A 17,678-nucleotide genomic window follows, 5' to 3' on the forward strand; every position below is an offset into this window, starting at 1 on the left:
TTAATTTGTTAAATCGATGTTAATTCATTTACATGTTAACGTTAACAAATTTATTTTTTAGTGCTTGTTTTTACAATCTTGTTAACTGCAGGAGCAGGTTTCGCAGTGGTTTTTTTTACAAGTTCTGCAGCTTTTTCTGGCGCTTCACCTACAGTTTTTTTTATTGTCCCGGTGGCCTTTTTCACTGCTTCTTTCGTTTTTGTTACCGGTTTGGCCAATACCTTTTCTGCCTTTTCTTCTGTTTCTATCGCCGTAACTTTAATACTTTGCACTACTGGTTTTGCTTTCTCAACCGCCTTTTTTACTACCTTTTCGGCAGATTTTTCAGATTTATTGATGGCCTTGGCAACAGGTTTTTTGACTTCGTTTGCTTTTTCTTTGGAAGCGTGTAACAAACCATCAATTTTTTGTCCCACGTCTGCTTTAACAATGGTAAATTTTTTTGTTAGTTTTTTAGCAACCCGCTTACTGGCTTTGCCCACCTCCGTACTAATTTCCGATACATCATGCCCTAAACTTTTAATTACGTCTAAAAATTGAGCGGTAATCGACTGCTCAAGTTGTTTTTTAGCTTCCTTTTTTATGATTTTTTTTTGAGACTTTGGTTTAGTGGTTTTCATATTATTTTCGTTTTTTTGTGAGAATGGATTAATTTCTCTTAAATCTACTTATTTTTTTACTTTAAAGCTAAAACCATGCCTTCTTTTGATATTGTAAGTAAAGTTGATGCGCAGACATTAGACAATGCCGTTAACAATGCTAAAAAAGAAATCCTCAACCGATTCGACTTTAACGGATCAAAAAGTACGATTGATCTTGATAAAAAAAACAATGTAATTACCATTGTTACTGAAGATGATATGCGTTTGAAAGCTATTGAAGGCTCCATCATTTCAAGGATGATGAAGCAGAATTTGGATCCGAAAAGTCTAAATTTTGGCGACGAGCACCAGGCCTCTGGCAATATGATCAGAAAAGAAATCAGTATCAAAGAAGGATTGGATAAAGAAGCTGCGAAGAAAGTGGTCGCAAAAATCAAAGCCAGCGGTTTAAAAGTTCAGCCAGCTATCATGGATGATCAGGTTCGGGTTACGGCAAAGAAAATTGACGATTTGCAGGCCGTAATCAGCCTTTGCAGAAACGAAGATTTTGATCAGCCCCTACAATTTATCAACATGCGTAATTAGGTTGATCAGCTAACTGCTAAAATCTGTTAATGGTGGCGGATAATCTAATAATTAACTGATTAAATAACTACCAGTATCAACTATGGAAATCAGCGAAAACGGTTTTATATTTTCTGATCAAAAAGCACTTTTAGACCACGAGGCTATACATCATTATTTAAGTGTTGAATCCTATTGGGCCAAAGATATCCCCTTAGCTACCGTAAAAAGATCCATAGAAAATTCACTTTGCTTTGGTATCTATAAAGATCAGGAGCAAGTAGGCTTTGCACGTTGGATAACTGATAAGGCAACATTTGCCTGGCTTTGCGATGTGTATGTTAAAGAAAATCACCGTGGCTTGGGCTTATCCAAGAAATTGATGTCATTTATGATATTCCACCCAGACTTGCAAGGCTTAAGGCGTTACCAATTGGCTACGCTGGATGCACATGGTCTTTATGAGCAATTTGGCTTTTCACCCATTCAAGATCCAGAAAACCAAATGGGCATTGTAATTCAAAATGCATATGACGGGGGGATCTGAATAAGATATGAAAAACCTTTTTCCATGTCTATTGTTTTTCATACACATCAAAACATAGAAAAAACATGAAAAAAATATTTTTATGGTCTACTGCTTTTGCCCTGGCATTTTCCTTTCAGGCCTGCCAAACTGCAGACAAAAAATCGGCAACCACTAAAGACAGCGTGTCTGGCGATACCACAATGGTAAACGGGAATCACGTTGTTGGATCTGAGAGTACCGAATCAGGAGTTGATGAAGCGGGTGCTACCTTTTTAAGAAAAGCAGCTGTAGGCGGTATTATGGAAGTTGAAGCGGCCAGGATTGCAGCAAAGAATGCAAAAAGCGCAGAAGTGAAAGATTTTGCTGCCAAAATGCTGGCTGACCATACTAAAGCCAATGCGGAATTAAAAGCTTTGGCCGTAAACAAAAAAGTGATTACTCCTGATGCCCTGCCAGCTGACGAACAGATTCATTTAGATGGAATGAAAAAAATGACTGGTTCAGCATTTGATAAACATTATATGGAGATGATGGTTACCGATCATGAAAAAACAGTGGCATTATTTAAACAAGGTGCGGAAAACCGTGATCAAAGCATTAAAGAATGGGCCGTTAATACTTTAAAGGTGATAGAATCGCACGATGAAATGGCTAAAAAGATTGCTGCTGGTTTAAAATAGATCGGTTAGTATTCAATAAAAATGAGTCGTCATTTCGAGCGAAGTGCAACGAAGTCGAGAAATTTGTCTAGATAAATTTCCACTCTGCATTGCTTCGGTCGAGGTGACGACTTTTTCTATTGGTGACCATATCAAAATGGCAATTTAAATATGCCTGAAAGAATTAATTTTATTACAATTTCGTTCAATAAGAAATTAAAATTAACTTTCGTCGTTTAATACAAAAATACATAAATGAATAAGAGTAGAATATTTAGAGCGTTGTTCGGTATTGCAATCGCGGGTGCAGTACCAACTTTATCTCATGCACAAAAAGCCAATTGGCAAAACCTTGACTTAAAAAGTGACAGTACATTTGGAATCAGTACCGAAAAAGCCTATAAAGAGCTTTTAAAAGGTAAAAAATCTGTAAAATTAATTGTAGCCGTAAATGATGGTGGTGTAGAAGCTACACATGAAGACTTAAAACGGATCATGTGGATAAACACCAAAGAAAAACCTGGCAATGGTAAGGACGATGATAAAAATGGTTACATCGATGATATTAACGGTTGGAATTTTATTGGAGGGCCGAAGGGATCTGTAAACTTCGAAACGTTAGAGTTAACGCGTCTGGTTCGTCGCGATCAGGTACGTTTTGCAAATACCACTGATGCTAATGTAGCAGAAAAGGATAAAAAGGACTTTGAAGCATTTAAAGCTGAAAGAGCTGAGTTAGAACAAAAACTGGCAGAAGCAAAAGAAAATTTAGCCGGTATTACCGGTTTTAAAACAGCCTTGGATGCTGTAGTGAAAAAAATCGGTAAAGAAAATCCAACGGCAGAAGATTTTCAGAAGTTTAAGCCATCTTCAGCGGTGGAAGGCAGAATTCAGAACGTAATGAGTCAGCAATTGGAAAAAGGCAACTTTAAAGATTTTTACGAAGACCAAATTAAGGAAGGATTAGATTATTATACCCGCCAGGCCGAATATAATTTAAATCTTGATTATGATCCACGTTCAATAGTTGGCGATGATCCGAACAATGATCAGGAACGATTTTATGGTAACAATGATGTTGCTGGTCCTGATGCCATGCATGGTACACACGTTGCCGGTATAATCGCAGCAGATAGAACCAATAAACTTGGTATTTTGGGTGTAGCTGATAATGTAGCCATTATGGGTGTTCGTTGTACACCAAACGGTGATGAAAGAGATAAAGACGTTGCAAATGCGGTACGTTATGCCGTTGATAATGGTGCAAAAGTAATTAATATGAGTTTTGGCAAAGCATATAGCTGGGATAAGGCCATTGTTAACGAAGCAATGAAATATGCGGCATCTAAAGATGTATTGATTGTTCAGGCAGCAGGTAATGAGAACAAGAACATCGATGTTGAAAATAATTTTCCTAACCACAAAGATTTAGATGAAAAAACCATTGCCTCATGGATAACCGTTGGTGCGTCAGGTCCGAAAGATGATGAGACACTAAAAGCCAGCTTCTCTAATTATGGTAAAAATCAGGTAGATGTTTTTGCGCCAGGTGTACAGATCTATTCTACGGTGCCAGGTTCGAAATATAAAAATTTGGATGGAACCAGTATGGCGTCGCCGGTAGTGGCGGGTTTAGCCGGCTTAATCCGTTCTTATTATCCAAAGTTAACGGCAGCACAGGTAAAAGAAATTATTGTAAAATCGGTTACTAAAGTGAACCACAATGTGGAATACGCAAAAGGTGAAGGACCAGATGCTGAAAAAGTATCTGTTCCTTTTTCTGATCTTTGTATCAGCGGTGGAATTGTGAATGCTTATAATGCATTGAAGTTAGCTGCCACTTATACTGGTAACTAGTTTCCGAAATAATTTTATTGATCATGCTGAGCGAAGTTAATATCTTCAAACAGAAGCAAAAAATGCGTTCCATTGTAAATTGGGACGCATTTTTTTTGCTGATTAAAACAAAATTTTACCTTGATCCGTCATGCTGAATTCATTTCAGCATGTTTTAACAGAAATACCCTGACATAAATTACCTTCGGTGAGCTCGCCAAGGCTCGGTTCAGGGTGACGACTGCTTGAGCGAATGACTACGCCAATATCTTATCTGGTGTTATGGGCAATGTTCTGATTCTTTTTCCGGTAGCATTAAAAACGGCATTGGCCACTGCAGCAGAAAAGCCGATCAACGCAATTTCGCCCATACCTTTTGCGCCCATCGGATTGATGTAAGGATCTGGTTTATTGATGAAATGGACATCGATTTCAGGAACATCAGCATTGACCGGAACATGGTAATCAGCAAAATTGTTATTGATATATCTTCCATAACGGTGATCGATTATTGACTCTTCAGTTAAAGCCATTCCTATACCGCCAACTGCACCGCCTACCATCTGGCTTCGGGCTGTTTTCGGACTTACGATAGTACCTGAATCGCCAACAGAAACAATTTTACCCATTTTCACTACCCCCGTCAGGCTGTTTACCTTTACCTGTACAAAGTGAATGGAAAACGAATACATCGAATACTGATCTCTTTCCTTACCGCCCTGACTCTCTCTGGTGATTTCGATTTGCGGGAGATTATTCTTTTTCAATACCTCAACAAAATTGGAGGTAGCATCCATATTTGAATTTGCTGCGAGTTCGGCGATGGTAGATTTCAGGGCTACACAAACATCATTCACAGCCGAGCCTACCGTAGATAACGTTGCCGAACCACCCTGACTTGGTGCCGGTGGTAAGGAGGAATCTCCCAGTTCGAATGTAATTTTATCTACAGGAATATTCATCAATTTATTGGCAATTAAGGTCATACCGGTTCCTGTCCCAGGACCAATATCACTGGTTGCACTTTGTAGAAGCAGCGATCCATCAGCTTTAAGGATACCTTTAACGCTGGCTTTACCCCTATTGGCGTTGAATACACCAACACTCACCCCATAACCAGTTTGCCATGCTCCTTCCACCAAACTCCCCGGTTTATTTTTGCGGTTTTTCCAACCTATTTTCTCCGCCCCGATTTGATAAGCTTCTTTAATATTTTTACTCGAAAAAGGTTTATTTTTCTGCTGATCAGTTTCCGGATCATTTTTAATTCTAAACTCCAGCGGATCCATATCCAAGGCATGCGCCATCTCGTCAATCGCGCTTTCGAGCGCAAAAGCTCCGGTGGCTTCTCCTGGTCCGCGCATCCATATCGGCACTCCCAAATCAACCGGTACAATGGCATAAGAAGTATTTACATTATCGCATTGGTACATAAACTTCGCCATGTTTACTACACCTTCGGTAAAGTTTTCGTAAGCGGAAGTTTCGCCGTAGGCCCTATGCGTAATACCTGTTAATTTACCATCCCTATTTGCACCTAAGCCAATGGTTTGTATTGCTGCCGGACGATTACCCACCATGGTAAACATTTGCATTCTGGTAATTACTAATTTTACAGGTTTGCCAATATGCTTGGAGGCCATTACTGTTGCAATTTCCAATGGCCAGGTTCTCAATGCCATCCCAAAGCCACCACCTACAAACTCTGAATTCACCTGGATATTTTCCATTGGAATTTTAAAAACGTTTGCAATGGTACCCTGCGTAGCTTTTACTCCTTGTGTTTTGGCATAAACCGTAAGCTGGTTATTGGGGCGCCAATCGGCAATAATTCCATGTAATTCCATAGGATTATGTGTTTCAATGGGTAAAAAGTACCTTTCTTCCAGCTTTACCTCTGCAGTTTTATAAGCATTTTCTTCACCCCGTTTATAGTCAGCCTGTCCCTGAAACTTTTTAGCCTTCGGATCTTTCAGCGCTTTTTCAAAATCGGTATTAAACGTTTCTTTAGCGTAGGTAGCTTTAACCAGCGAGGCGGCATGAGTTGCTCTTTCAAAGGTGTTTGCCACCACGATAGCGATGGGTTGTCCATTGTAAAAAATCTTATCGGTATAAAAAATTTTCATCTGTGGTCCACCTTCCTGCTCGTAGGCAGCAGCTGATGGCTTATTTAAATGTGAAATCACTGCAATTACTCCCGGAGCTTTTTCGGCAGCTTTAGTATCAAGGGAGGTAATTTTTCCTTTTGTAATGGTACTGGTCACCAATACACCGTAGGTTAAACCCGGCAATTCATATTCAGCAAAATACCTGGCTTTACCCGTAACTTTCAGGAGTCCGTCTACACGATCGTTATCGTCTTTCAAAATGTTCTTTTCCATAACTAAGCTTTTGCTTTTGCAAGGCTTAATGCCTCGATAATTGTATTAGGGGCCAGTTTTAACTTGAAGTCATTTCCTCCAAAGCTTTTTGCATCTTTCATAGCCAATTGTGCAGCCTGATTAAAATTGGTTAAGCTGGCTTCTTTTCCTCTTAAGAAAAGCTCAGATGCAGTTAAACGCCAGGGTTTATGTGCTACACCGCCCATCGCTATCCGAACATCGGTGATTTTATTATCGACTATTTCAAATGCTGCCGCTACCGACACCAGTGCAAAAGCATAAGAAGCCCTGTCTCTAACTTTAAGATAATGGTAATTTTTGGTCAGGTTATTTACCGGGATTTCTACACCCATGATCATTTCATCAGCCTTTAAGTTATTGTCTAACTGTGGTGTGTCTCCAGCCAGGCGATGAAAGTCTTTAAATGGCAATTTCCGTTCACCTTTTGGGCCGGCCAATATTACTTCAGCGTCTAAAGCCACTAAGGCTACGCACATATCACTAGGGTGAACGGCAATACATTTTTCTGAAGTTCCGAAAATAGCATGCATCCGGTTAAAGCCTTCTATTGCCCCACATCCCGTCCCAGGTTGGCGCTTATTACATGGCATTTCGATATCATAAAAATAACCACAGCGTGTACGCTGCATCATGTTGCCGCCAACAGTAGCTACATTTCTCAGTTGCGCTGATGCTCCAGCCTGTAAAGCCCATGAAAGTAAAGGTAGTTTTTCTTTGATCAGCGCATGATCTGCAACGGCCGTATTAGAGGCCAGCGCACCAATATGGATTTTATTCCCTGCCTGTTTGATTTCTTTTAGCGGGACGTGGTTGATATCAATCAGCTTTTCTGGTGCAGTAACACCTCTTTTCATCAGATCAATTAAGTTGGTGCCGCCTGCAAGGAATTTGGCGTTTTTATCTTTACCCAGCAAAGCAATTGCGGATTTTGCTGTGGTTGTCCGGAGGTATTGAAAATTGATCATACGGTTTGACCTCCTTCCTTTACTTCAACAATCGCATCAACGATGTTAGGGTAAGCTCCACACCTACAGATATTTCCACTCATGTATTCGCTTATCTCGTCCCGGGAATTTGTATGGCCTTCACGCACACAGGCTACTGCCGACATGATCTGTCCAGGCGTACAATAACCACATTGAAAACCGTCGTGTTTGATAAAGGCAGCTTGCATAGGATGTAGCGTATCGCCATTGGCCAAACCTTCAATGGTGGTAATTTTTTTTCCCTCATTCATTACCGCCAGGCTTAAACAAGCGTTTATTCTTTGCCCGTCAACATGAACTGTACAGGCACCACACTGGCCATGATCACATCCTTTTTTAGTGCCCGTTAAGTGTAATTCTTCGCGCAGATAATCCAAAAGTGTCACCCTTGGCTCAACTGTTGTTTGGTAAACTTTATTGTTTACTGTAAGCTTTAATGGCATTTTCTCAAAAAGCTCTGCGAAATGTTCATCAGCATTATTTTCTGCTGCTTTAATTGCGACACCCGGTGTTAAGGCAATCGCTGTAATGAGAGAACTTTTTTTGAGGAAATCGCGCCTGCTATCGCCCTGATTTGGTTTCTGATCGGAAGATTTCATAGTTGGATATTTATAAGTCGTTGCGTTACCAGAATCTTTATTATGATAAATTCTTTCATGAAAATTTACCGGTTTTTCCGGTATTTTCATCTTTAAATTTAAAATAAAAACTAAAGCTAACTTCCTAAAATCGGTAAGTAAAAGAAAAGTTACGCCCAAGGAATAACATCAACACGATAAGAACCAATTATTTCAATAATTGTTCGAACTGGTGTTCTATAATATTGCCTTTTTTATGCATCTCGATTATACCTGAGCACACTGTTGGTTTTATGAGAAAATTAAATCAAATTTACCGTAGTGATGATCATGGATCAGATTGGAATGATGATCAGTTTATCTAAAATCGTTTTCCTTTAAGCACCCTGATTGGTGAACCTTCTGCTAAAAAAACAGAATCAGGCTGAGCACGATTTAAGAAAGCAAAATCGTTTCCATAGTTTATTCCAAAATCGACGTTGATTTTATAACTTTTTACAGGATAAGTTTGCCAGCGCGGATGTTCTACCCCGTATTCAGAGGTTTTGTTGAAACCAATATCGGTGTAACCCCAATAATGCTCGGTAATAAATTCTTCTTCGCTGCCGGCGCTGATTTCTTCTGCCTGGGCATCGGCAATGATCTGAAAATTATTCCATGTTTTATTTTTCCAGAGATAATCCACCTCAAGCTGGTTTTCCTGCGTTATCCAAACATGTTTCATTGGCAAAGTTTGATAATTTTCTTTATAAACGGTGTTGGCAACAAATGTTATTGCCGGCAAAGGAACAATTTCTTTAATAAAAACAACTCCTCTTTTCCATTCCTTAACATCTTTATACCGAACATAAAAGCGCAGGTTAACTTCCTCAAAATTAGTATGGAATGGAATACTAAAACCCTGTAACTTTACATTGGTAAACATAAAACCAACTAAGCTCACATAGTATTTTCCATTCCAGGTATCTAGTTCGGTATGCGGAGGAAGATATTTCAAAAGGATTTTCTCATCTACCGCATATTGCGCAAGTGCCAACTTTCGCCATTCTGCAGTTAAGAAAACCCCTTTGTTAGTTCCCATTATATAATAGCTTGTCTTAAGCGAACTAATCTGGCTAAGGTTTCTTCCAGCAAATCTAAGTGAAGCATGTTAGCGCCATCTGATTTTGCATTGGCAGGATCTGGATGTGTTTCTATAAATAAACCATCGACACCAACTGCGATAGCAGCTTTGGCAATGGTAGAGATGAGTTCTGGTTTACCACCGGTAACTCCGCTGCTTTGATTAGGCTGTTGTAAACTATGTGTACAGTCCATTACCACCGGAACGCCAAAACTTTGCATTTCAGGTAAACCGCGATAATCTACAATCAGATCCTGATAACCAAAGGTATTTCCGCGATCGGTTAAGATTACTTTGTTGTTACCGGCTTCTTTTACTTTCTCAACCGCGAATTTCATCGAACCAGCCGATAAAAACTGACCTTTTTTAACATTTACTACCTTTCCGGTTTCTGCAGCCGCAATTAACAGATCGGTTTGGCGGCACAAAAATGCAGGAATCTGCAATACATCAACATAAGCAGCGGCCATAGCTGCTTCACCGCTCTCGTGTATATCGGTAACGGTTGGCACACCAAATTCTCTTCCAATCCTTTCCAGAATACGTAAAGCTTTTTCATCACCAATACCCGTAAACGAACTTCCTTTGCTCCGGTTAGCCTTGCGGTACGAACCTTTAAAAATATATGGAATCTGCAGTTTATCAGTAATGGATATGATCTTCTCAGCAATTCGCATGGCAATATCTTCGCCTTCAATAGCACAAGGACCGGCCATTAAAAAGAAATTTCCCGAGTCTGTATTTTTTAATTTATCTAAATAGTTTAACATGTTTGAGATTTGAGATTTGAGATTTGAGATATAAGACTTGAGTTTTTCTCAAATCAAATGTCTCAAATCTCCTATCTAGTTTTTAGTTTCCTAATTCCGACATAAATTTGATCCGCATCAATTGAATTTCTTCGCGGGTGTAATCGGTTTCGCCCAGCTCATTAAGTGCTTCGTCTATAGAATCGCTTTCGGCTGCTCTGAAATAATCAAAAACTTCATCCTGCCTATCATCATCAATTACTTCATCGATAAAATAATTTAGGTTGAGTTTAGTACCCGAATTTACAATCGATTCAACTTCTTTCAGGATTTCTTCATAAGTAATACCTTTTGAATCAGCAATGTCTTCTAAACCAATCTGCCTGTCGATATTTTGAATGATGGAAACTTTCATCTGCGATTTATTGGCCTGTGTTTTAATAATCAGATCAATAGGGCGTTCGATATCATTATCCTCTACATATTTTTTGATCAGTTCGATAAAAGGCGTACCAAATTTCATTGCTTTACCCGAACCTACACCAGAAATCTGGCGAAGTTCTTCCATGGTAATGGGATAATGGGTACACATTTCTTCTAAAGACGGATCCTGAAAAACCACAAATGGCGGAACACTTTTTTGCTTGGCAATTTTTTTACGCAGCTCTTTCAGCAATGATAAGAGATGGGTATCCAAAGCGCCTGTCCCTTGTTTTATATCATCATCATCATCGTCAGTGCCATTCCCAATTGGTTCATTTAATATGAATTTAAGGCTGTAAGGATTAACGATGAAATCTTTTCCCTGCTTGGTTAATTTCAATAAGCCATAATTATCGATATCCTTAAAGAGGTAATTATTTAAAACAGCCTGGCGGATGATTGATTTCCACATCAGCTCACCGTCTTCTTTACCAATTCCAAATTCAGGAACTTTACTATGCTCATAAGCAATGGTTTGAGCCGTTTCCAGACCCAAAAAAACGTTTAGCAGATGTGCGTCGTCGAATTTCTCTCCGGATTTCTCGATAAACTTTAATAGGGTCAATAACTGACTTTCCACTTCGAACTGCTTTTTAGGCTTCTTGCAGTTGTCGCACATGCAGTTACAGCCCGTTTCGTTAAAGTTTTCGCCAAAATAGTGAAGAATCTGCTTACGACGGCAAACACCGGATTCGGCATAATCAATCACTTCCTTTAATATCTGTGTGCCAATCTCTCTTTCAGATACGGGCTTGTCTTTCATAAACTTGGCTAATTTATCTACATCTTTCTGAGAGTAGAAAGCAATGCACACCCCTTCGCCGCCATCACGTCCGGCCCTACCCGTTTCCTGATAATAACCTTCCATGCTCTTAGGCACATCGTGGTGGATGACAAATCGAACATCTGGTTTGTCGATCCCCATACCAAAAGCAATGGTTGCCACAATCACCTCCGCATCTTCCATCAAAAATTTATCCTGGGTTTCGGCTCTAACCTTAGGATCCAAGCCTGCATGATAAGGCAGGGCACTGATTCCATTTAGGTTTAAAGCCTCGGCAACTTCCTCTACCTTTTTACGACTTAGGCAATAAATAATCCCTGATTTACCTGGATTGGACTTTATATATTTTATAATTTCTTTGGTGATGTCTTTTTTAGGGCGGATTTCGTAAAATAAGTTTGGCCGGTTAAATGAGGATTTGAATAACGTGGCTTCCGTCATCCCCAGGTTCTTCATAATATCCTGCTGTACCTTCGGTGTAGCGGTTGCGGTTAATGCTATAATCGGAATATTATTTCCCAGTCCTGCAATAACCTGCTTAATCTTACGGTATTCAGGTCTGAAATCGTGTCCCCATTCAGAGATACAATGTGCTTCGTCAACGGCAACAAAAGAGATTTTAATCAGGTTTAAAAATTCAATATTATCCTGCTTTGCCAAAGACTCCGGCGCAACATACAATAATTTAGTCTGACCGCTCAAAAGGTCAGATTTAACTTGAGTGATTTCAGATTTGTTTAAGGATGAATTAAGGAAGTGAGCAATACTATCATTTCCACCAAAAGCCCTTAATTGGTCTACCTGGTTTTTCATTAAGGCGATCAATGGAGAAATCACGATTGCCGTTCCCTCGCTCATTAAAGCGGGCAACTGATAGCAAATAGACTTCCCTCCGCCAGTGGGCATAATAACAAATGTATTATTGCCTTCTAAAATATTGGTAATGATCGACTCCTGATCACCCTTGAAATTATCAAACCCGAAGAAATTTTGTAGGTTATCAAATAACGACTTTTTCACGTCCATTTTGTGTAATAAAATATGCGATGCTATTTTTGTATCCAAAATAACATAATTTTACAAGAATTTCAAGTATTAACAAACAATTTTTTTCTCTTTGAAAAGTAAAAAATCCATAATCCAATCAGCTATAGGCACTTTAGAGCTTGAAGCGGCCGCAATATTAAATGTAGCCAAGAATATTAACGACGATTTTGAAAAGGTCGTATCCAGGATTTTAAATGGTAAAGGACGGGTGATTGTAACGGGCATAGGAAAAAGTGCTATAATTGCGCAAAAAATGGTGGCTACTTTTAATTCAACCGGTACACCTGCCATTTTCATGCACGCTGCAGATGCGATTCATGGTGATTTAGGGATGATCCAGGTGGATGATATCGTCATTTGCCTTTCCAGGAGTGGAAATACGCCAGAAATAAAAGTGCTTATTCCCTTATTGAAAACAGCTGGCAATCTGCTGATCGGCATGGTTGGCGAATTGAATTCTTTTTTGGCAGAGCAATCCGACCTGATCTTAAATACGGCTTTCGAAAAGGAAGCCTGTCCGCATAATTTAGCACCAACAACCAGTACCACGGCTCAATTGGCATTGGGCGATGCCTTAGCCATTTGTTTGTTGGAATGCAGGGAGTTTAATGAGTCTGATTTTGCTAAATATCATCCAGGCGGATCTTTAGGGAAAAAACTGTATTTAAAAGCGCGCGATTTAGCCTTATCCAATGAAAAACCAGCTATACATCCCGCTGCATCAGTGAAAGATGTATTGATTGAAATTAGTAAAAACCGTTTGGGTGCCGTTGCTGTTGTAGATACCGACGATCAGGTGCTTGGTATTATTACTGACGGCGATATTAGGCGGATGTTGGAAAATAATACTACTATTGCAAACTTAAAAGCGGAAGATATTATGGGCAGGACACCGAAGAGTATACAATTTGATGCTTTGGCAGTTGATGCACTGGATATCATTAAGGAAAACAATATTACCCAGTTGTTAGTTTTGGAACAAAATACTTACTTTGGCATCATCCACTTACACGATATTTTAAAAGAAGGCATTGTGTAATTTTAAATTATAAAATGAATAAAAACTATTATGCATTAATTATGGCAGGTGGCGTTGGAAGCCGCTTTTGGCCTGTAAGTAGAACCGAATATCCAAAGCAGTTTATTGATTTTTTTGGTGTGGGTAAAACGCTGATTCAAAGCACCTATGAAAGATTTCTGAATATCTGTCCTCCGGAAAATATATTTATCGTTACCAACGAAATTTATACTGATCTGATTAAAGAGCAACTACCCCTTTTAACAGATAACCAGATTTTAGCCGAACCTTTGATGAGAAATACGGCACCTTGTATTGCTTATGGAAGTTTAAAAATCGCAGAACTAAATCCTGACGCGACCATTGTAGTTGCGCCTTCAGATCATACCATTGCCAATATTGATGGTTTTGTGGCGTCTATTGAGCAATCTTTAGAAGCGGCATCCAAAAATGATTGTTTAATTACCTTGGGGATTAAGCCAAACCGTCCTGATACGGGTTATGGTTATATTCAGCATACTGATTATGTGCTTAATACCGATACCGATCTGCATAAAGTTAAAACCTTTACCGAAAAACCTAATTTAGAATTGGCAAAATCATTTTTGCAAAGTGGTGATTTTTTATGGAATGCAGGCATTTTTATCTGGTCGGCTAAAGCGATTTTAAGCGCTTTTGAAAAATACCTGCCAGATATGTATGAAATATTTAACGTTGGAAGAACTGAATTGAATAATGCCAGAGAAAAGGATTTTATCAATAATGCCTATCTTCAATGTACCAACATTTCGATAGATTTCGGAATCATGGAAAAGGCAGAAAATGTTTATGTCCTTCCATCTGATTTTGGATGGTCTGATTTAGGCACCTGGGCCTCTATCTATGAAATGGCTGAAAAAGATTATGTGGGTAATGCCGTTATCCCTTCAGATCAGGTGCTGATGTTCGATTCGTCGAATTGTATGGTAAATGTTCCGAAAGATAAACTGGTGATCTTGCAGGGATTGCACGATTACATCGTGGTTGAAAACAATAATATGCTCATGATCTGCTCCAGAAACGAAGAGCAAAAAGTTAAAGAATTTGTTGCCGAAGTTAAATCCAGATTTGGAAACAAGTTTATATAAACATGTAGGACGGAAGATGAAAAATGGATGATGTGGCATGGTTGTTAATCATCCATTCTTCATTTACAACAAATATACTTTATAGGCCCTGAAACAAGTTCGGGATGACGAATCTGGTTGGATTCCACCATCCATCTTTCCTTTTCCATTTTACATCATTTACATCCTCTGCCTTACGGCTTCATATAAAATTACTCCGGCAGCTACCGAAACATTTAATGATTCAATTTTCCCGGCCATGGGTATTTTAGCTAAATGATCGGCTACCCTCAAAAGGTCGTTTGAGATACCTTCGTCTTCTGAGCCCATTACAATTGCCGTAGGCATGGTATAATCCGGTGTATAAATAAAATCGTTGGTTTTTTCGGTGCAGGCAACGATTTGTAAACCACTGTCTTGTAAAAATAAACAGGTTTTATGCAGGTTTGCGTGGCGGCAAATTGGGATGCTAAATAAGGCACCTGCAGATGTTTTAATCGCATCAGCATTGATCTGCGCTGCGTTTTTTAACGGAACAACTATGGCATGAACACCCACGCAGGCGGCCGTACGTGCTATTGCACCCATATTGCGAACATCAGTTACGCTATCTAAAACTAAAATTAATGGCACTTCGCCTTTTTCGAAAACAGCAGGGATGATGTCTTCAATATTTTGGTAGGTAATCGGAGAAATTACAGCAATTATACCTTGATGGTTTTTCTGCGACATGCGGTTCAGTTTCTCCACCGGAACCGGGTTTAAAGGTATTAAAGTATCTTTTAGAAGGGCTTTCAGTTCCAGAAAGAGTTCGCCTCCCAGGCCGCGTTGCTGATAAATGGTTTCAATGTCTCTTCCTGCTTTAACGGCTTCTATAACGGCTCTGATGCCGAATACAAACTCATTATTCTCTTTTGCGCGTTGCGGTCTTCTAAAATTATCCATGTTTCGAAATTGTTAGGCAAAAGTATTCAAATAAAATGTTTTGACCCCAAACAATGTGTAGCTTATTAACATTTAATTGTTTAAAAATTTTACGTCTTTATAAATTCGATAAAATTTAATCTGATTAGGCTTCAATTTGTTAACAAACGGCTAGTAACTAATTCAAACAACCCCATCAAAATTTGATTACTTTTGTAGAATGAGTATCGATAATGAACAAGGCGGAAAGAACAGCATGACTGCTAGAAAAAGCAGATTAAGTAATACCATAAGTTCACAGGGGAAAATCCCCCCACAGGCGTTAGACCTGGAAGAAGCCGTCTTAGGTGCATTGATGCTCGAAAAAGATGCCTTATCAGCGGTAATCGATGTTTTAAAACCAGAAGTTTTTTACAATATCGCGCACCAGAAAATCTTTGAGGCGATTCATATTCTGTTCCAGAAATCGAAACCGGTAGATATTTTAACCGTAACCGCCGAGCTTCGTACTTTAGGGGCATTAGAAATGGCTGGTGGTGCTTATTACATCACTCATTTAACCAACCGTGTTGCTTCGGCAGCGAATATAGAGTTCCATGCGCGGATTATTTCTCAGAAATATATTCAGCGTGAGCTGATCAGGATTTCGACTGAAATCATTACCAATGCTTACGAAGATACTACTGATATTTTTGATCTTTTAGATCAGGCGGAGAAAGGACTTTTTGAAATTGCCCAGAATAACCTGCGTAGAGATACGCAAAAAATGGATGATATCATTAAACAATCGCTAGCTACACTGGAGGAACTTCGTACCAAAACCGATGGTTTAACAGGGGTGCCAACAGGTTTTACTGGATTAGATAGAATAACTGGCGGCTGGCAAAAGCAAGATTTGGTAATCATTGCTGCCCGTCCGGCGATGGGAAAAACCGCTTTCGTATTAACCTGTGCGCGTAACGCTACCGTTGATTTCCAAAGACCTTGCGTGGTATTCTCTCTCGAGATGTCTTCCGTTCAGCTGGTGAATCGTTTAATTTCCGGAGAAGCGGAGATTGAGCAGGAAAAAATCAGAAAAGGAAATTTACAGGAATGGGAATGGCAGCAGTTACACAGCAAAATTGGCCGTTTAACCGAAGCTCCCCTGTTAATTGATGATACGCCTGCATTAAATATTTTTGAGTTCAGGGCAAAATGCAGAAGATTAAAGTCACAATATGATATCCAATTGGTAATTGTCGATTACCTGCAGTTAATGCATGGTAAAGGCGAAGGAAAAGGCGGTGGTAACCGTGAGCAGGAAATTGGTAGTATTTCAAGGGCACTTAAGTCAGTTGCAAAAGAGCTGGATGTACCTGTGCTGGCGCTGTCACAGTTAAGTCGTGCTGTGGAAAGTAGACCTGGTTTACAAGGTAAGCGCCCGATGTTATCCGATTTACGTGAGTCGGGTTCCATTGAGCAGGATGCGGATATGGTATTGTTCTTGTATCGCCCTGAATATTACGGTATTACAGAAGATGAGCAAGGAAGGTCGCAGGCCGGTATCGGTGAGGTAATCATTGCCAAACACCGTAATGGTGAAACAGGAATTGTACCACTTAAATTTGTGGGTAAATTTGTGAAATTCCAGGATCTGGAAGATGATTTTAATGCGCCGCCAAGTTCATTTGCTGCCGATCCGTCCGCTGGAATGTACCCTTCACAGGATTTTGAAAAACAAAGCAATGTGATTATCCGTCCGTCAAAAATGGACGATTATAATGATGATGATCCTCCTTTTTAGGAAATTCCACACGCACTAAAATGCTCCAGAATCTTGATGTCACACATATCATTTTTATGAGATAATTATTACTCTTGAGGCGACAGACTTCAATAGATTGATCGTCATTCCCACGCGCAGTCGGGAATCTTAATCTTTAGGCTTATGGCATCAAGATTATCTTCGATGAGCACTCCGTGGTTCCCATCCAATAGCCATCGGATCAAATTGGGAATGATGATCCCACGTCATGTGTTAATTCATTTAAACTCCTCTGTCATTCATTTTTTTCTGTGTAATAAACTGCATAAAGCATAGTAACAAGCATTTCAGCTACATAAATGGCCAAATATTAGTCACTGGCACCAAAAAAGGCCTAACGGCAGCGAATTAACCGATCTAAACCCGATAAAACGAATGCTCCCGATTCTTCATTCTACCGTGTGGACACATCTTTTGCTAAGTTTCAGGGATATTTTTGATTCTCCATCCAATATTTATTTCAGCGAATTTTTGTAGCCCAATC

General features: G+C 39.5%; 15 protein-coding genes. 7 read left to right on the plus strand and 8 right to left on the minus strand.

All coding sequences use genetic code 11. The features are described from left to right. Positions 1–50 precede the first annotated feature (50 nt). Complete coding sequence (locus QZ738_RS08075) at positions 51–620, minus strand: hypothetical protein (RefSeq protein WP_293786414.1); 570 nt, start codon at positions 618–620, stop codon at positions 51–53. Between the two features lie 75 nt (positions 621–695). Between QZ738_RS08075 and QZ738_RS08080 the strand changes: the two genes are divergently transcribed. The 4 genes from QZ738_RS08080 to QZ738_RS08095 all read left to right on the plus strand — a co-directional run bounded on the left by QZ738_RS08080 (position 696) and on the right by QZ738_RS08095 (position 4,211). Further along, complete coding sequence (locus QZ738_RS08080; protein ID WP_293786416.1) at positions 696–1,187, plus strand: YajQ family cyclic di-GMP-binding protein; 492 nt, start codon at positions 696–698, stop codon at positions 1,185–1,187. A gap of 82 nt (positions 1,188–1,269) precedes the next feature. Continuing rightward, positions 1,270–1,713, plus strand: coding sequence for a GNAT family N-acetyltransferase (locus QZ738_RS08085; RefSeq protein ID WP_293786418.1), 444 nt, complete (start codon positions 1,270–1,272; stop codon positions 1,711–1,713). Positions 1,714–1,778: 65 nt separating this feature from the next. Next, the gene (locus tag QZ738_RS08090) at positions 1,779–2,375 is read left to right on the plus strand and encodes a DUF4142 domain-containing protein (protein ID WP_293786420.1); all 597 of its coding nucleotides are present in this window, start codon (positions 1,779–1,781) and stop codon (positions 2,373–2,375) included. Between the two features lie 234 nt (positions 2,376–2,609). Then, on the plus strand, positions 2,610–4,211 hold the full coding sequence (locus QZ738_RS08095) for a S8 family peptidase (RefSeq protein WP_293786422.1): 1,602 nt from the start codon (positions 2,610–2,612) through the stop codon (positions 4,209–4,211). Between the two features lie 236 nt (positions 4,212–4,447). Here the strand turns inward: QZ738_RS08095 and QZ738_RS08100 are convergent, their stop codons facing one another. The 6 genes from QZ738_RS08100 to recQ all read right to left on the minus strand — a co-directional run bounded on the left by QZ738_RS08100 (position 4,448) and on the right by recQ (position 12,321). Continuing rightward, positions 4,448–6,571: a xanthine dehydrogenase family protein molybdopterin-binding subunit gene (locus QZ738_RS08100; RefSeq protein ID WP_293786424.1), complete on the minus strand. Its 2,124-nt coding sequence runs from the start codon at positions 6,569–6,571 to the stop codon at positions 4,448–4,450. A gap of 2 nt (positions 6,572–6,573) precedes the next feature. After that, a complete protein-coding gene (locus tag QZ738_RS08105) occupies positions 6,574–7,557 on the minus strand; it encodes a xanthine dehydrogenase family protein subunit M (RefSeq protein ID WP_293786426.1) in 984 nt (327 codons plus the stop codon). After that, a complete protein-coding gene (locus tag QZ738_RS08110) occupies positions 7,554–8,267 on the minus strand; it encodes a (2Fe-2S)-binding protein (protein WP_367268572.1) in 714 nt (237 codons plus the stop codon). Before QZ738_RS08110 ends, QZ738_RS08105 begins: the two co-directional genes overlap by 4 nt. A gap of 250 nt (positions 8,268–8,517) precedes the next feature. Then, positions 8,518–9,237, minus strand: a complete 720-nt coding sequence (locus QZ738_RS08115; RefSeq protein ID WP_293786428.1) for a DUF2071 domain-containing protein — start codon at positions 9,235–9,237, stop codon at positions 8,518–8,520. After that, positions 9,237–10,049: a 3-deoxy-8-phosphooctulonate synthase gene (gene kdsA / locus QZ738_RS08120; protein WP_293786430.1), complete on the minus strand. Its 813-nt coding sequence runs from the start codon at positions 10,047–10,049 to the stop codon at positions 9,237–9,239. Before kdsA ends, QZ738_RS08115 begins: the two co-directional genes overlap by 1 nt. A gap of 82 nt (positions 10,050–10,131) precedes the next feature. Next, positions 10,132–12,321, minus strand: coding sequence for a DNA helicase RecQ (gene recQ, locus QZ738_RS08125; RefSeq protein ID WP_293786442.1), 2,190 nt, complete (start codon positions 12,319–12,321; stop codon positions 10,132–10,134). A 91-nt stretch (positions 12,322–12,412) separates the two neighbouring features. Between recQ and QZ738_RS08130 the strand changes: the two genes are divergently transcribed. Together QZ738_RS08130 and QZ738_RS08135 are read left to right on the plus strand one after the other, a co-directional pair. Beyond that, entirely contained in the window at positions 12,413–13,381 is a 969-nt protein-coding gene (locus tag QZ738_RS08130; RefSeq protein ID WP_293786432.1) for an SIS domain-containing protein, read from the plus strand. Between the two features lie 14 nt (positions 13,382–13,395). Next, on the plus strand, positions 13,396–14,487 hold the full coding sequence (locus QZ738_RS08135) for a mannose-1-phosphate guanylyltransferase (RefSeq protein ID WP_293786434.1): 1,092 nt from the start codon (positions 13,396–13,398) through the stop codon (positions 14,485–14,487). Positions 14,488–14,646: 159 nt separating this feature from the next. Here QZ738_RS08135 and rlmB read toward each other — a convergent pair whose 3' ends face one another. Beyond that, positions 14,647–15,411: a 23S rRNA (guanosine(2251)-2'-O)-methyltransferase RlmB gene (rlmB, locus tag QZ738_RS08140; protein ID WP_293786436.1), complete on the minus strand. Its 765-nt coding sequence runs from the start codon at positions 15,409–15,411 to the stop codon at positions 14,647–14,649. A 199-nt stretch (positions 15,412–15,610) separates the two neighbouring features. Between rlmB and dnaB the strand changes: the two genes are divergently transcribed. After that, positions 15,611–17,173 carry a replicative DNA helicase gene (gene dnaB, locus QZ738_RS08145; RefSeq protein ID WP_293786438.1) on the plus strand — a complete coding sequence of 521 codons (1,563 nt, stop codon included), beginning with the start codon at positions 15,611–15,613 and terminating at the stop codon, positions 17,171–17,173. The last annotated feature ends 505 nt before the right edge of the window (positions 17,174–17,678 follow it).

The organism is uncultured Pedobacter sp., assembly GCF_913776295.1.
Taxonomy (GTDB): domain Bacteria; phylum Bacteroidota; class Bacteroidia; order Sphingobacteriales; family Sphingobacteriaceae; genus Pedobacter.

Coding starts and splice junctions, on each gene's coding strand:
- QZ738_RS08075 (WP_293786414.1), bottom strand. CDS start 620: ATGAAAACCACTAAACCAAAGTCTCAAAAAAAAATCATAAAAAAGGAA.
- QZ738_RS08080 (WP_293786416.1), top strand. CDS start 696: ATGCCTTCTTTTGATATTGTAAGTAAAGTTGATGCGCAGACATTAGAC.
- QZ738_RS08085 (WP_293786418.1), top strand. CDS start 1,270: ATGGAAATCAGCGAAAACGGTTTTATATTTTCTGATCAAAAAGCACTT.
- QZ738_RS08090 (WP_293786420.1), top strand. CDS start 1,779: ATGAAAAAAATATTTTTATGGTCTACTGCTTTTGCCCTGGCATTTTCC.
- QZ738_RS08095 (WP_293786422.1), top strand. CDS start 2,610: ATGAATAAGAGTAGAATATTTAGAGCGTTGTTCGGTATTGCAATCGCG.
- QZ738_RS08100 (WP_293786424.1), bottom strand. CDS start 6,571: ATGGAAAAGAACATTTTGAAAGACGATAACGATCGTGTAGACGGACTC.
- QZ738_RS08105 (WP_293786426.1), bottom strand. CDS start 7,557: ATGATCAATTTTCAATACCTCCGGACAACCACAGCAAAATCCGCAATT.
- QZ738_RS08110 (WP_367268572.1), bottom strand. CDS start 8,267: ATGAAAATACCGGAAAAACCGGTAAATTTTCATGAAAGAATTTATCAT.
- QZ738_RS08115 (WP_293786428.1), bottom strand. CDS start 9,237: ATGGGAACTAACAAAGGGGTTTTCTTAACTGCAGAATGGCGAAAGTTG.
- kdsA (WP_293786430.1), bottom strand. CDS start 10,049: ATGTTAAACTATTTAGATAAATTAAAAAATACAGACTCGGGAAATTTC.
- recQ (WP_293786442.1), bottom strand. CDS start 12,321: ATGGACGTGAAAAAGTCGTTATTTGATAACCTACAAAATTTCTTCGGG.
- QZ738_RS08135 (WP_293786434.1), top strand. CDS start 13,396: ATGAATAAAAACTATTATGCATTAATTATGGCAGGTGGCGTTGGAAGC.
- rlmB (WP_293786436.1), bottom strand. CDS start 15,411: ATGGATAATTTTAGAAGACCGCAACGCGCAAAAGAGAATAATGAGTTT.
- dnaB (WP_293786438.1), top strand. CDS start 15,611: ATGAGTATCGATAATGAACAAGGCGGAAAGAACAGCATGACTGCTAGA.